Origin of the sequence: Pseudomonas fluorescens, assembly GCF_018614655.1 — a bacterium.
Lineage (GTDB): Bacteria > Pseudomonadota > Gammaproteobacteria > Pseudomonadales > Pseudomonadaceae > Aquipseudomonas > Aquipseudomonas fluorescens_BX.
In genome coordinates, this window is the sequence record NZ_JAGGOG010000004.1 from 317,684 (window position 1) to 331,379 (window position 13,696).

10 protein-coding genes are annotated in these 13,696 nt (G+C 60.4%); 6 read left to right on the top strand and 4 right to left on the bottom strand.

What is annotated here, in order from left to right:
- Window positions 1-92: 92 nt before the first annotated feature.
- The 3 genes from J7E41_RS06310 to J7E41_RS06320 all read left to right on the top strand — a co-directional run bounded on the left by J7E41_RS06310 (window position 93) and on the right by J7E41_RS06320 (window position 3,296).
- A complete protein-coding gene (locus tag J7E41_RS06310) occupies window positions 93-641 on the top strand; it encodes a cupin domain-containing protein (protein WP_155582465.1) in 549 nt (182 codons plus the stop codon).
- Window positions 642-823: 182 nt separating this feature from the next.
- A complete protein-coding gene (locus tag J7E41_RS06315) occupies window positions 824-1,240 on the top strand; it encodes a c-type cytochrome (protein WP_214991380.1) in 417 nt (138 codons plus the stop codon).
- A gap of 133 nt (window positions 1,241-1,373) precedes the next feature.
- Window positions 1,374-3,296 carry an acetyl-CoA hydrolase/transferase C-terminal domain-containing protein gene (locus J7E41_RS06320; RefSeq protein ID WP_214990948.1) on the top strand — a complete coding sequence of 641 codons (1,923 nt, stop codon included), beginning with the start codon at window positions 1,374-1,376 and terminating at the stop codon, window positions 3,294-3,296.
- 85 nt (window positions 3,297-3,381) lie between these two features.
- On the opposite strand, the gene J7E41_RS06325 is transcribed toward J7E41_RS06320, so the two are convergent.
- Together J7E41_RS06325 and rep are read right to left on the bottom strand one after the other, a co-directional pair.
- A complete protein-coding gene (locus tag J7E41_RS06325) occupies window positions 3,382-3,954 on the bottom strand; it encodes a xanthine phosphoribosyltransferase (protein ID WP_169356975.1) in 573 nt (190 codons plus the stop codon).
- Window positions 3,955-4,011: 57 nt separating this feature from the next.
- Entirely contained in the window at window positions 4,012-6,021 is a 2,010-nt protein-coding gene (rep, locus tag J7E41_RS06330; protein WP_214990950.1) for a DNA helicase Rep, read from the bottom strand.
- Between the two features lie 267 nt (window positions 6,022-6,288).
- Between rep and J7E41_RS06335 the strand changes: the two genes are divergently transcribed.
- Window positions 6,289-7,953 (top strand): putative bifunctional diguanylate cyclase/phosphodiesterase, encoded by a 1,665-nt coding sequence (locus J7E41_RS06335; protein ID WP_214990952.1) that lies wholly within the window; start codon window positions 6,289-6,291, stop codon window positions 7,951-7,953.
- Window positions 7,954-8,100: 147 nt separating this feature from the next.
- Here the strand turns inward: J7E41_RS06335 and J7E41_RS06340 are convergent, their stop codons facing one another.
- Window positions 8,101-9,513: a NorM family multidrug efflux MATE transporter gene (locus tag J7E41_RS06340; RefSeq protein ID WP_214990954.1), complete on the bottom strand. Its 1,413-nt coding sequence runs from the start codon at window positions 9,511-9,513 to the stop codon at window positions 8,101-8,103.
- A gap of 152 nt (window positions 9,514-9,665) precedes the next feature.
- Here J7E41_RS06340 and J7E41_RS06345 point away from each other — a divergent pair, with 152 nt between their 5' ends.
- Window positions 9,666-10,586: a LysR substrate-binding domain-containing protein gene (locus J7E41_RS06345; protein WP_214990956.1), complete on the top strand. Its 921-nt coding sequence runs from the start codon at window positions 9,666-9,668 to the stop codon at window positions 10,584-10,586.
- 188 nt (window positions 10,587-10,774) lie between these two features.
- Window positions 10,775-12,751 carry a methyl-accepting chemotaxis protein gene (locus J7E41_RS06350; protein WP_214990958.1) on the top strand — a complete coding sequence of 659 codons (1,977 nt, stop codon included), beginning with the start codon at window positions 10,775-10,777 and terminating at the stop codon, window positions 12,749-12,751.
- A 3-nt stretch (window positions 12,752-12,754) separates the two neighbouring features.
- Here the strand turns inward: J7E41_RS06350 and J7E41_RS06355 are convergent, their stop codons facing one another.
- The gene (locus J7E41_RS06355; protein ID WP_214990960.1) at window positions 12,755-13,669 is read right to left on the bottom strand and encodes an ABC transporter six-transmembrane domain-containing protein; all 915 of its coding nucleotides are present in this window, start codon (window positions 13,667-13,669) and stop codon (window positions 12,755-12,757) included.
- Window positions 13,670-13,696 lie beyond the last annotated feature (27 nt).

Sequence of the window (13,696 nt, forward strand, 5' to 3'; positions counted from 1 at the left end):
CAGGATTTAGGTCCAAGTGTTGTAAATACTGAACGCTGTCGCCATGATAACGCTCAATTTCTTTACGACCTGAATCCTAGGAGGCTCCTGCATTGGACGTCGGCGAACGACTGCAATCCATCCGTAAACTGAAAGGTCTTTCCCAGCGCGAGCTTGCCAAGCGTGCGGGTGTCACCAACAGCACCATCTCGATGATCGAGAAAAACAGTGTCAGCCCCTCCATCAGTTCCTTGCGAAAGGTGCTGGGTGGCATTCCCATGTCCATGGTCGAGTTCTTTTCCGAGGAGATCCTCCAGGAAAAACCGACTCAGATCGTCTATAAAGCCAATGAGCTGATCGACATCTCCGACGGCGCCGTCACCATGAAGCTGGTGGGCCGGGCGCATCCGAGCCGGGCGATTGCGTTTCTCAACGAGATCTACCCACCAGGTGCTGACACGGGTGAAGAAATGCTCACCCACGAAGGTGAGGAAACCGGGATCCTGGTGGAAGGTCGCCTGGAACTGGTGGTCGGTCTTGAAATTTTTGTGCTCGAAGCCGGCGATAGCTACTACTTTGAAAGCACCAAGCCGCACCGTTTTCGCAATCCGTTCGATGTGCCGGCGCGACTAATCAGCGCAGCGACACCCGCGAACTTTTAAGAAGAGAGGCGTCCTGCCTGCATGGCAGAGGTGCCCGACGCAGTATTCCGTCGTGATGAATCTCCCCTTGGATAATAGGGTTGTTTCAGCGGGGCGGGCTAACCGTTATACTTTCGCCGCCTGCGAAACCGTGGCCGCAGGCGTGAATAGCCACCATTGAGGGTGAACGCGTGAACCTAATTATGAAAATGCTGGCTGCACCAGCAACCGTACTGGCCCTATGGGCTGTCAGCGCTCAAGCTGCGACCAATGATGAAATTGCCAAGCGCCTGGAGCCTGTCGGCCAAGTCTGCGTCCAGGGCGAAGAGTGCAAGGGGATGGAAGTCGCTGTAGCCGTAGGCGGCGGTGGCGGTGCGAAAACGCCTGATGACGTGATCGCCAAACACTGCAACGCTTGCCACGGTACCGGCCTGTTGGGTGCACCGAAAATCGGTGACACGGCGGCTTGGAAAGACCGCGCTGACCACCAAGGCGGCCTCGACGGCCTGCTGGCCAAGGCCATTACCGGCCTGAACGCCATGCCGCCCAAAGGCACCTGTACCGATTGCTCGGATGACGAGCTCAAGGGCGCTATCGAGAAGATGTCTGGCTTGAAATAAGTCGATCTTCGCTAAAAAAGCCGCTGCCCAGCGGCTTTTTTGTGCCCGCGATTTATCGTTAGAGGCTGTTCTTTGCAGCCAAGACCCGGCAAGCTCGGTCCAACCCAATTCATGGAATGTTCGGGAGGGTCGGATGGTGCAGTTGTGTTCAATCGAGCAGGCGGTCGATGACGTACTGGCGCGGTTGCCGGCGCATATTCACATGGGCATGCCCCTGGGCCTGGGCAAGCCCAACCTGTTCGCCAATGCGTTGTACCGGCGCATCGCCAAACTGCCGGACCGGGCGCTGACGATCTATACCGCCTTGAGCCTGGGCCGCCCGACCATGGGTGATGGTTTGCAGAAACGCTTTCTCGGCCCCTTTATCGAGCGGGTTTTCGGCGACTATCCGGAGCTGGATTTTCTCGCCGACCTGCACAAGGGCAGCCTGCCGGCGAATATCCACGTCGAACAGTTCTTCATGCAACCTGGCAGTCTGCTCAACAGCGCCCCGGCGCAGCAGGACTATGTCAGCAGCAACTACAGCCATGCCGCCCGTGACATCAACGCCGCCGGTTTGAACCTGGTGGCACAATTGGTGGCCAGCAGCAGCGAACACCCGAATCGCCTGAGCCTGAGCTGTAATCCCGACATCACCCTCGACCTGTTGCCGATGATCGCCAAGCGCCGCGAAGCCGGGGAGACCATCCTGGTGGTGGGCCAGGTCCACGGCGACTTGCCGTACATGCCCGGTGACGCCGAGCTGGGTATGGATGAATTCGACTTCCTGATTGATGAGAAAGACAGCACCACGCTGTTCTCCACGCCGAACATGCCGGTGGGCTGCCAGGACCACTTTATCGGCCTGCATGCCAGCACACTGGTGCGCGACGGCGGGACCTTGCAGATTGGTATCGGCTCCATGGGTGACGCGCTGACGGCCGCATTGCTGGCGCGTCAGGCCGACAACGAGGCGTATCGCCTGTTGCTCAGCGATCTGGACGTATATCAGTGGGCGCCGCTGATCAGCCGGGAGGGCGGGGTCGAACCCTTTGCTCGTGGTCTCTACGGCTGCAGCGAAATGTTCGTCAACGGTTTGCTGGTGCTGGCGGATGCCGGGATTGTCCGGCGCAAGGTTTATCCGGATGTCGAGACCCAGGAGCGGGCCAACGCCGGGACCCTGGACGAGGCTGCGCAGCCCGATGGAATCTCGATACACGGCGGCTTCTTCCTGGGGCCACGCAGCTTTTATGAGCGGTTGCGGGACCTGCCGCAGAGCAAGCGCCTTGAATTCAACATGACCCGCATCAGCTACATCAACGAGCTGTATGGGCAGGAAGAGCTCAAGCGTTTGCAACGTCTGGATGCACGGTTTATCAACAGTGCCTTTACCGTGACGTTGCTGGGTGCGGGCGTGGCGGACCAATTGGAAGACGGTCGGGTGTTGAGTGGTGTGGGCGGGCAATACAACTTTGTCGCCCAGGGTCATGCCCTGGAGGGTGCGCGCTCGATTCTGATCCTGCGCAGTTGGCGTGAGTCGGCCGGGGAGGTCAGCTCCAATATTGTCTGGGAATACGGCCACTGCACCATTCCCCGGCACTTGCGGGACATCGTCATCACGGAATATGGCATTGCCGATTTGCGTGGTCAGACCGATGCCAAGGTGATCGAGGCGATGTTGAACATCACCGACTCACGATTCCAGGAAGCGCTGATTGAGCAGGCGCAAAAGACCGGCAAGCTGGCGAAGGATTTCCAGTTGGATCCGCGCTTTACCGACAACACACCGGAGCGCTTGCAGGCGATCCAGACGCGGCATCCACGGTTGTTCCCGGAGTATCCGTTGGGTTGTGATTTCACCGATGAAGAGCGGGATTTGTTGCGGGCGTTGAACTGGCTCAAGAGCAAATTCAAGCTGACGGAGATTTTCGAGCTGGGCAAGGCGGCGCTGGATGCTCCGGAGCCGGAGGCGTTTCCCGAGCATTTGCAGCGGATGGGGTTGGCGAAGCCTGAGGGCTTGAAAGAGGACCTATATCAGCGGCTGTTGTTGGCCGGCCTAAAGGCCACCACCCACTGACAAACACCGGAGATCAAATGTGGGAGCGAGCAAGTCCGCTCCCACATTTTTTACCGTGCCCGCTCAAGATTGCTGGGGTTATCGATTACTCGATAAAGGTCACAACCCCACCCGCCAGGGACTTCACCCGAGCCAGGGATTCAACCCGATAACCCTGGGAGTCCAACTCCGCACGCCCACCCTGGAACGACTTCTCGATCACGATCCCCAATCCGGCCACGGTCGCGCCGGCCTGCTTGATGATCGAGATCAGTGCCTGGGATGCCTTACCGTTGGCCAGGAAGTCATCGATGATCAGCACGCGGTCGCTGCTGGTCAGGTGGCGCGGGGAAATCGCCACGGTGCTTTCTGTTTGCTTGGTGAAGGAATACACCGTCGCCGACAGCAGGTTTTCGGTCAGGGTCAGGGACTGGTGCTTGCGGGCGAAGATCACCGGCACGCCCAGGTTCAGACCGGTCATGATCGCCGGGGCAATGCCCGAGGCTTCGATGGTGACGATCTTGGTGATGCCCGAATCCTTGAACAGCGCGGCGAATTCGTCGCCGATCAGCTTCATCAACGCCGGGTCGATCTGATGGTTCAGAAAGGCGTCGACCTTGAGTACGTGATCGGAAAGCACGATGCCTTCTTCGCGAATTTTCTTGTGCAGTGCTTCCACGAAAGCTTCCTCTGTTGGCGCCCCGGGCGCCGAAAGTAGATTAAAAAGTAGTCGATTCTAGCGCTTTAACATCGCGCGTATATCCGCCAAGGCGGTGTTGCCGCGAACGGCTTTGACTTCAGTCGGTGTGTCGTCGTTGCCTTCCCAAGCCAGGTCGTCCGGCGGCAGCTCATCAAGGAACCGGCTAGGGGCACAATCGATGATCTCGCCGTACTGCTTGCGCTTGGCGGCAAAGGTGAAGGCCAGGGTCTGACGAGCGCGGGTGATGCCCACGTAGGCCAGGCGCCGTTCCTCTTCGATGGTGTCGGCTTCGATACTGGAGCGGTGCGGAAGGATTTCCTCTTCCATACCCATGATGAACACGTAGGGAAACTCCAGCCCCTTGGACGCATGCAAGGTCATCATCTGCACACCTTCGGCGCCGTCTTCCTCTTCCTGCTGGCGCTCCAGCATGTCCCGCAGGACCAGCTTGCCGATGGCGTCCTCGACGGTCATCTCGCCTTCTTCGTCCTTCTCCAGCGTGTTTTTCAACGCCTCGATCAGGAGCCACACGTTACCCATGCGGTAATCGGCGGCTTTGTCGCTGGAGCTGTTGGTGCGCAGCCAGTTCTCGTAGTCGATGTCCATGACCATGCTGCGCAGGGCGCTGATCGGGTCCTCGCCGGAGCACTGCTCGCGGACTTTGTCCATGAAGCGCTTGAAGCGTGACAGGCGATCGGTGAAGCGTGTATCCAGATGCTCGCCCAGGCCTATTTCGTCGGTGGCGGCGTACATCGAGATTTTGCGTTCGGTGGCGTAGTTGCCGAGTTTTTCCAGGGTCGTCGAACCGATTTCCCGGCGTGGGACGTTGATCACCCGCAGGAAGGCGTTGTCGTCATCGGGGTTCACGATCAGCCGGAAGTAGGCCATTAGGTCTTTCACTTCCTGGCGTCCGAAAAAGCTGTTGCCACCCGACAGACGATACGGGATCTGGTGGTGTTGCAGCTTCAGCTCGATCAGCTTGGCCTGGTAGTTACCGCGGTACAGGATCGCAAAGTCGCTGTAGGGCCGGTCGGTGCGCAGGTGCAACGTCAGCAATTCGACGGCCACGCGCTCGGCTTCGGCGTCTTCGTTGCGGCAGCGGATCACACGGATCTCGTCGCCATGACCCATCTCGCTCCACAGTTGTTTTTCAAACTCGTGGGGGTTGTTGGAGATCAGCACGTTGGCGCAACGCAGGATACGGCTGGTGGAGCGGTAGTTCTGCTCCAGCATCACCACTTTCAGGGACGGGTAATCGTCCTTGAGCAACATCAGGTTTTCCGGACGGGCGCCGCGCCAGGCGTAGATCGACTGGTCATCGTCGCCTACCACAGTGAACTGGTTGCGGGTGCCGATCAGCAGCTTCACCAACAAATACTGGCTGGCGTTGGTGTCTTGATATTCGTCCACCAGCAGATAGCGGACCTTGTTCTGCCACTTTTCGAGGATGTCGGCGTGTTCCTGGAACAGCTTTACCGGCAGCAGGATCAGGTCGTCGAAGTCCACGGCGTTGAACGCTTTCAGCGTACGCTGATAGTGGGTGTAGACGATGGCGGCAGTCTGTTCCTTGGGGTTGCGCGCGTTTTCTAGGGCTTCAGGCGGCAGGATCAGGTCGTTTTTCCAGGCGCCGATCATGTTCTTGATCTCGTCGACGCCGTCGTCGCCCGCATATTCCTTTTGCATGATGTCGGTCATCAGGGCCTTGACGTCGGTCTCGTCGAAGATCGAGAAGCCCGGCTTGTAGCCCAGCCGCACATGCTCCTTGCGGATGATGTTCAGGCCCAGGTTGTGGAAGGTGCACACAGTGAGGCCGCGACCTTCGCCACCTTTGAGCAGGGTGCCGACGCGCTCTTTCATTTCCCGCGCCGCCTTGTTGGTAAAGGTCATGGCGACGATGTACTGGGCGCGGATGCCACAGCTCTGGATCAGGTGCGCGATCTTGCGGGTGATCACGCTGGTCTTGCCGGAGCCTGCACCGGCGAGCACCAATAGAGGGCCGCCGACGTAGTTCACGGCTTCTTGCTGCCGGGGATTGAGTCGGGACATACGAAATTTCAGGAGTCATTGATCAAAAGGGCGGGCATTTTAACAGGCTGGAAAGATTCTGCTGCCTCTGAACGACAGTGTGACGTACCACTCGATCTAAATTTGCCGGTTTTGTTACTTTGCCGCAGGATGTGCGGAGTATTTGGGTCTATTGTTCGATCTAGAGCCGCACTGCACGTACCTGATAACCAATATCATTGGTCATTGTCAGGCCGCACGTCATAATGCCCGCCGCCAACGAAATTTTGCAGAGTCTAGGGAGCTAGCTTGTCTACGCCTGTCGAACCCTTGCGTTTGCTGCTACTGGCCGATACGCCTACGTGGGCAGCATTATTGCGCGAGTGCCTGGTGCCGATGGGGGATGCTGCTGTCCTGATCAGCGCGCCAAACTGGGAGTCTGTGAGCAGTCTGTTCGACGACGACCACAGCGCGGTGTTGTTGACCATTCCCAGCCTTCAACCCGGCCCCGGCCGTTGCAGCCTGCCGACCGTCTTGCTGTTGGAGCAGGAGCCGTTGGTCGCGCCGCTGGGTGTCAGCGACTGGCTGATCCGTAATGCATTGGATATCGATACATTGCGCCGCTGCCTGCGCCATGTCCGCGAGCGTGGGTTGCTGGAAAACACCTTGCAGCGCCTGGCTGAACAAGACCCGTTGACCGGAATCGCCAATCGCCAGGGTTTCCAGACCCTGCTGGCCGCGCGCCTGGCTGAAAATGAGGGCCGGGGCCTGGCCCTCGGGCATCTGGACCTGGACAACTTCCGCCATGCCAACGACGCCCTCGGCCACCAGGCCGGCGACCGGCTGATCCTGCAAGTGGTCTCGCGGCTTAAAAGCCAGCTTGAGGCAGGGGACCAACTGGCGCGCCTGGGCAGTGACGAGTTCGCCTTGTTGATCGACACCCGCCGAGCCCCCCAGCGCGCCGAATGGATGGCCGAGCGCATCACGGAGGCCATGGCCGAGCCTTATTGGGTCGACGGTGAAAGCCTGCTGATCGGCTGTAGCCTTGGCGTGGCTCATGCCCGGGCCAAGGCGGGTGCCGACCCTCTGATGTGGCACGCTCATATCGCCATGCAGCAGGCCAAAAGTACCCAGGGCTGCACCTTTCATATTTTCAACGAACGCATCAACCGCAACGCCCGCAGCCTCGCCGACCTGGAAAGTGAGCTGCGCCGGGCGTTGCGCCGTGACGAACTGGAACTGCATTACCAACCACGGCTGGACCTGGACGACGGCCATATCGTCGGCCTGGAAGCCCTGGTGCGTTGGCGTCACGGCGAGCGCGGGCTGTTGCCTCCCAGTGAGTTCGTGCCGTTGGCCGAGCAGAGTGGCTTGATCGTGCCGCTGGGCTACTGGGTGATCTCCCGGGCCCTGCGGGATATGCAGGCCCTGCGCGAGCGTGGTCTGGCGCCGCTGCACATGGCGGTCAACCTGTCGTTTCGCCAGTTCCAGGACAGCCAGTTGCTCACCACCCTCAGCCGGCTGATTGCCGAGCGCGGTGTGGAAGCGCAATGGCTGGAGTTCGAACTGACGGAAACCGCCGTGATGCGTCGCAGCGACTTGGTCAAGCAGACCATGGATGCCCTCGGCCGCCTCGGTGTGCGCTTCTCCCTGGATGACTTCGGCACCGGCTTTTCGTCGTTCGTGCACCTGAACAGCCTGCCGATTGCCTTGCTGAAGATCGACAAGAGCTTCGTCGGCGGCATGGAAGAGCGCGAAGAGAACCGCAAGCTGGTGCACGCCATGATCAACCTGGCCCACAACCTCAACCTGGAAGTGGTGGCTGAAGGTGTGGAAACCCCGGAGCAATTGGCGCTGTTGAGATTGTTCGGCTGCGATCAGGCCCAGGGATATCTGATCAGCAAGCCGTTGCCGTTGGCGGAACTGGTGGAATACCTGACGTTTGGCGGCAGTCAGGAAGCGTTACTGGGGTAGCCGCTGCCGAGGTACGAGGCTGCGATCGGCTGCGAAGCAGGCGTAAAACCAGCCTACACAGCACAGCAGGTAAATCGCAGCGCCTGGATTGCGAGTGCTCCGCACTCGATCGCAGCCTCGTGCCTCGGCAGCGGCTACAGTCGCGCCCTAATCCGGCTGTGCCGCTTGAAATGAGCCTTGGGCGTCAGACTCGACGCCTTCGCGCTGAATCATCCGCTTCATCTTCACTTCAAACGCCCACGTCAGGCTCACCGCCGCACACGCCAGGCCCAGGGCCAGGCCCCACCACACGCCGGTCGGCCCCCAGCCCAGGGTGAAGGCCATCAACCAGGCCGACGGCGCGCCGATCAACCAGTAGCATCCCAATCCCACCAGGAACGTGGTCTTGGCGTCCTTGAGCCCGCGAATACAGCCCATGGCGATGGTTTGCACACCGTCGAACAGTTCGAACCAGGCCGCCACCGCCAACAGGCTGACCGCCAGGCTGATGACGTCGCGAAACGCCGGGTCGTTATGGTCCAGGAACAACCCGATCAATTCGTTCGACAGCAACCAGAGCGCCATGGCAAACCCCAGCATTACCACCGCGCCAAAGACGATCCCGACCCGCCCGGCCATGCGCGCAACGAGCAATTGCCCGGCGCCGTAATGCTGGCCGATCCGCATCGTGATCGCATACGACAACCCTGCCGGCACCATGAACGCCACCGAGACGATTTGCAGGGCGATCTGGTGCGCCGCCAACTGCGTGCTGCCCATGGTGCCCATGCACAGCGCGGCAAAAGCAAACAGCCCGACTTCCACCGCGTAGGTACCGCCGATTGGCAGACCCAGGCGCCACAGTTCCCGCAGGTACTGGCGGTTGGGGCGCGACAGGCCTTTGCGCAGTGGGTAAGCGTCATATGCACGGTTACGGCGGATGTACCACATCAGCGCCAGCGCCATGCCGTTGGCGACAATAGCGGTTACCAGGCCAATGCCCATCAGCCCCAGTTTTGGCAGGCCGAACATGCCTTCGATCAAGGCGTGGTTGAGCAGGTAGTTGAGTACGGTGCCGCCCAGGCTGATGACCATTACTGGCGTTGCCTTGCCGATGGCACTGGTGAAACCGCGCAAGGCCATGAACGTCAGATAGCCGGGCAGGGCGAACGGCAGGATCATCAGGAACTGGCCGGCCGACTGCACATTGGTTTCGGTCTGGCCGAACATCAGCAGCACCGGCTTGAGGTTCCACAGCAGCAAGCCGGCCACCAGCGCCATCAGCCAGGCAAGCCAGAGCCCGGCCTGGGTCAGCCGGGTGGCGCCTTCAATGTCGCCGGCACCTTGGCGGATGGCGACCAGCGTGCCGACGGCGGCAATCACGCCGATGCAGAAAATCGACACGAACGAATAGCTCGCCGCGCCAAGGCCGCCACCGGCCAGGGCTTCGGGGCTCAGGCGGGCCATCATCAGGGTGTCGGTCAGCACCATCAGCATGTGGGCCAACTGTGAGGCAATCAACGGCCCTGCCAGCCGCAGAATGGCCCAGAGTTCGCTACGTACCGGATGCTGCATGATCATCACGCTCAAAAGGTCAGGGAGTGGGGGAAGGGTTGATTCTCGGCGCTCTCAGTGCATTACACAAAGGGATAAAAGCGATCGTTTGCATGATTAAAACTCATGCGTCAGTGATTCTGGTAGGGTTTCGATATTGCGCCGTTGGAGCTTTCCTCATGTCTCGTCGTCTTCCTCCGCTTTACGCCTTGCGGGCGTTTGAAGCGGCTTCCAGGCATAACTCCTTCACCCGGGCGGCGGAGGAGTTGTCGATCACCCAAAGTGCGGTCAGCCGGCACATTCGCACCCTCGAAGAGCATTTTGCGTGTCGTCTGTTCCAGCGCAGTGGTCGTACCTTGCAACTCACGGAAGCGGCGCGGTTGCTGCTGCCCGGCGTGCGCGAAGGTTTCGCTGCCCTGGAGCGTGCCTGCCATACCTTGAACGCCGAAGATGACGTCCTGCGCATGAAAGCGCCGTCCACCCTGACCATGCGCTGGTTGCTGGCGCGGCTCAGTCGGTTCCGGCATTTGCAGCCAGGTAATGAAGTGCAGTTGACCAGCGCCTGGATGAGCATCGACGAGGTGGATTTCAATCAGGAACCTTTCGACTGTGCGGTGCTGCTGAGCAACGGCCATTTTCCGCCGGACTGGGAGGCCAGCTATCTGTTCCCGGAGCTGCTGATCCCGGTGGGCGCGCCGAATCTGCTGAATGACGGCCCCTGGGATGCTGCGCGGCTGGCGTCCGCCGAGCTGCTGCACCCGACACCTGACCGCCGCGACTGGCGCAACTGGTTGCAGCGCATGGGGCTGTCGTCCCAGGTATCACTCAAGGGCGGGCAAGTGTTCGACACCCTGGAGTTGGGCATGATCGCCGCCGCCAGGGGTTACGGCGTGTCCATGGGCGATCTGCTGATGGTGGCTGAAGATGTGGCTCAAGGCCGGTTGAGCCTACCGTGGCCGACTGCCGTGGCCAGCGGGGAGGACTATTACCTGGTATGGCCGAAAACCCGGCCCGGTGGCGAGCGCCTGCGCCGGCTGGCGGACTTCCTCCAGGGCGAGGTGCAGGCCATGGAACTGCCCCAGGTTGAGCGGCTCGACTGAATCGATGTAGTGCCCCCCAACAGTGCGTTTGAGTGATACCCCTGTGTATCGCTCAAGTATTCATTGTGGCCGCCGAAGTAGGTGTGTCGGAGCCGCCATTCTGGGACGGTTCAGCGTACCCACTATTAGAACATTCGCCGAGTCGCGCTTTGAGATCAGGATGATCCCGGCCTCGGCCAGGAGCTGTCATGTCTCAACCACGCGCCCGGATCGCCTCCCAATTGGGTCTCGCCTTGGCAGTCATATTGGCTGTCGTCATCAGCGGCAGTACCGTTTTTGCCTTGCGTTCGCTGGATTCCGCCAACCTCGACACCCGGGAAGAACACCTGGCCAGCGAGGCGCGGTTGCTGGCGGATCAACTCAATACGTTCCACAGCACCTTGCGCGAAAGTACCCAGCGGTTGAGCGGGCTGTTTGAAAAGCGTTTCGGCGCCGGGTTGAGCGTGCGTCCTGAGCAGCCGGTTACCGTCGCCGGCGTACAGACACCGAGCCTGTATTTGGGCAGCGAGGTGCTCAACAATAATTTCGACGAGGTCGACAACTTCAAGCAAATGTCCGGCGGCGTGGCGACGGTGTTCGTGCGCAGCGGCGAGGACTTTATTCGCGTCAGCACCTCCTTGACCAAACAGGATGGCAGTCGTGCCATTGGCACCGTGCTGGATCGCCAGGGCCCGGCCTATCAGCACTTGATCGCCGGACAGAGCTATGTGGGAAGGGCTGTGCTGTTTGAGCGCTCTTACATGACCCAGTACAGCCCGGTGCGTGATGCCGGCGGGAAGATTATTGCCGTGTTGTTTATCGGTTTCGACTACACCGATGCGCAGAACGCCCAGTTCGACAACCTCAAGCGCTTCCGTATCGGTCAGACCGGCTCCCTGGCGTTGCTCGATGAACAACAACGTTGGCTGGTGCCGCCGGCCGGCGTACAGGCGCTGGATCAATCGGTTCCGGTGATGCTCGACCTGGCCAGGACGCCGGGTAAAGGTCACTTCTGGAGCGACAAGGCCGAAGACTTCTACAGCGTTTCGGTACCGTTCGAAGGCGGCCCATGGTCGGTGGTGGCCAGTATGCCGAAGGCCGAAATCCGTGCGGTCACCTGGGCCGTGGGCATTCGCCTGGTGATCGGCAGCGTGCTGGCGATGTTGCTGGCGGTGGGCGCGACTGTCTGGCTGTTGCGCAGCAAATTGCAACCACTGGGGGATCTTGTGCGCCAAGCCGAAGCGTTGGGCGCTGGTGACTTGAGTGCGCGCCTGAATGTGTCGAGCCATGATGAAATCGGTCAGTTGGCTCGTAGCTTCAACCAAATGGGCGACGCGCTGTCGACCATGGTCTCGCACATCCGCAAGGCTGCCGAGGAGGTCAACAGTCGCGCCCAGGCGTTGTCGGGTCTGTCCGGCGGAGCCTATGAAGGCATGGAGCAACAATCCGGCGAGATCACCAGCATGGCCGGCGCAGTGGAAGAATTCAGCGCCACCTCGCTGAATATCGCCGACAACATGGGCAATACCGAACGCCTGGCCCAGGACAACGCCCAGCAAACCCGGATTGGGCGCACTTCGATGCAAGAGGCGTCGTCGTCTTTGGAGCACATCGCCACAGCGTTGAACAGTACGGCAGCGGTGATCAATACATTGGGGCAGCGCTCCCAGGAAATTGGCGGGATTGTCGGGGTGATCACCTCGATCGCCGATCAGACCAACTTGCTGGCGCTCAACGCTGCCATCGAAGCGGCTCGTGCCGGTGAGCAAGGCCGTGGTTTTGCGGTGGTGGCCGATGAGGTGCGTAACCTGGCGTCACGTACCCGCCAGGCCACAGACGAAATTTCCGGGATGATCCAGAGCATCCAGCAGGAAACCGGCAATGCCATCAGCACCATGGAGCAGGGCAATGTACTGATGCAGGAAGGCCTGTCGCGCAACGCTGACGTGGCCTCGGCGCTGGCGCGAATCGACGAGCAAAGCCGCTCGGCGGGCCAGCAGTTTGCGGCAATCACCACGGCGACCCAGGAACAAAGCAGCACGGCCACCTTGCTCAGCAGCAATCTGCAGAGCATTTCCCTGGCCAACAGTGAGCAGCGGGAAGTGGTGTCGAACCTGGCGATTACCGCCAAGGAGCTTGAGACCTTGGCGGCAGGCTTGCGCCAGGAAGTGGATCGGTTTCGCTGAGGCCTATTGATCCCCAAGCCCAGGATCTACCCGCTTGCCAATGTCCTTGAGACGCGCCAGTTGATCGACCATCCCTGGCGCTTCGTCCATGCTGGTGACGAAGGTCCACAGGTAGGTCATCACCGCATAGACGTGGCCGGCCTTGACCGCTGGCGACAGCGCCAGCTGGCTGATGGCAACCACAAACAACAGCGCCGCCAGCGTGCCGAGAAACAGGTACGCCGCAGCCTCGCGATCTGACAGCCAGATCCGCAGGCGTGACAGCACGTGGTAATGGCGCTGCAAGGTCGGTGCGCCCACCTTTTCCACCAGGCCGATTTCTTTCTCCAGGCGGTCATTCAGGCGCTCGTGCAACTCTTGGTTACGTTGGGCAAAGCGCGGCAATAACGCGATGCACAGCACCAGTGCAGCCAGGCACGCCAGGCCGACCCACGGCTCAATCACCATCAACATCACCGCTGCGCCAACAATCGACACCAGCGCCGTAGCCATGATCGGCACGTGTTTTTCAAAGAAGTCGACAAACTCCCGCGCCAACACCACCCGTGCTGCCGCCTTCGATGTGCTGTGGTTCTGCAGGCGCTGGTTGAGAATCACCGGCACCGCAAGGTCGGCATAGATCCGTGTGAAGGTGCGGGTATCCAGCGCCCGCCGCGCCGCTCCGACCACCCAGAACGCCATGACCACGACGGCGTAGAACAGCGCGCTGGTGGCGTCACCCCGGATAATTGAATCCACCGCGAACCCGGCAAACAGCGGGTAGGCCAGCAGCAATGCGTTCTCCAGCGCCACCAGCGACAAGGTGCAGAACAGCTTGCCGGGGTAGGCTTTGGCAATCGCCTTGAGTGTCTGGCTGGCGGATTGTTGGCCGATTTTCTTGCTTTCTTCGATCAGGGTTTGCGGTGTTGCGGATGGCATGGGGGTTCACCGAAGGAGTGATAAGCG

Bases quoted from the DNA above. Each gene is read 5' to 3' on its own strand.
- J7E41_RS06315 (WP_214991380.1), top strand. From the start codon at position 824: ATGAAAATGCTGGCTGCACCAGCAACCGTACTGGCCCTATGGGCTGTC.
- J7E41_RS06320 (WP_214990948.1), top strand. From the start codon at position 1,374: ATGGTGCAGTTGTGTTCAATCGAGCAGGCGGTCGATGACGTACTGGCG.
- rep (WP_214990950.1), bottom strand. From the start codon at position 6,021: ATGTCCCGACTCAATCCCCGGCAGCAAGAAGCCGTGAACTACGTCGGC.
- J7E41_RS06340 (WP_214990954.1), bottom strand. From the start codon at position 9,513: ATGATCATGCAGCATCCGGTACGTAGCGAACTCTGGGCCATTCTGCGG.
- J7E41_RS06345 (WP_214990956.1), top strand. From the start codon at position 9,666: ATGTCTCGTCGTCTTCCTCCGCTTTACGCCTTGCGGGCGTTTGAAGCG.
- J7E41_RS06350 (WP_214990958.1), top strand. From the start codon at position 10,775: ATGTCTCAACCACGCGCCCGGATCGCCTCCCAATTGGGTCTCGCCTTG.
- J7E41_RS06355 (WP_214990960.1), bottom strand. From the start codon at position 13,669: ATGCCATCCGCAACACCGCAAACCCTGATCGAAGAAAGCAAGAAAATC.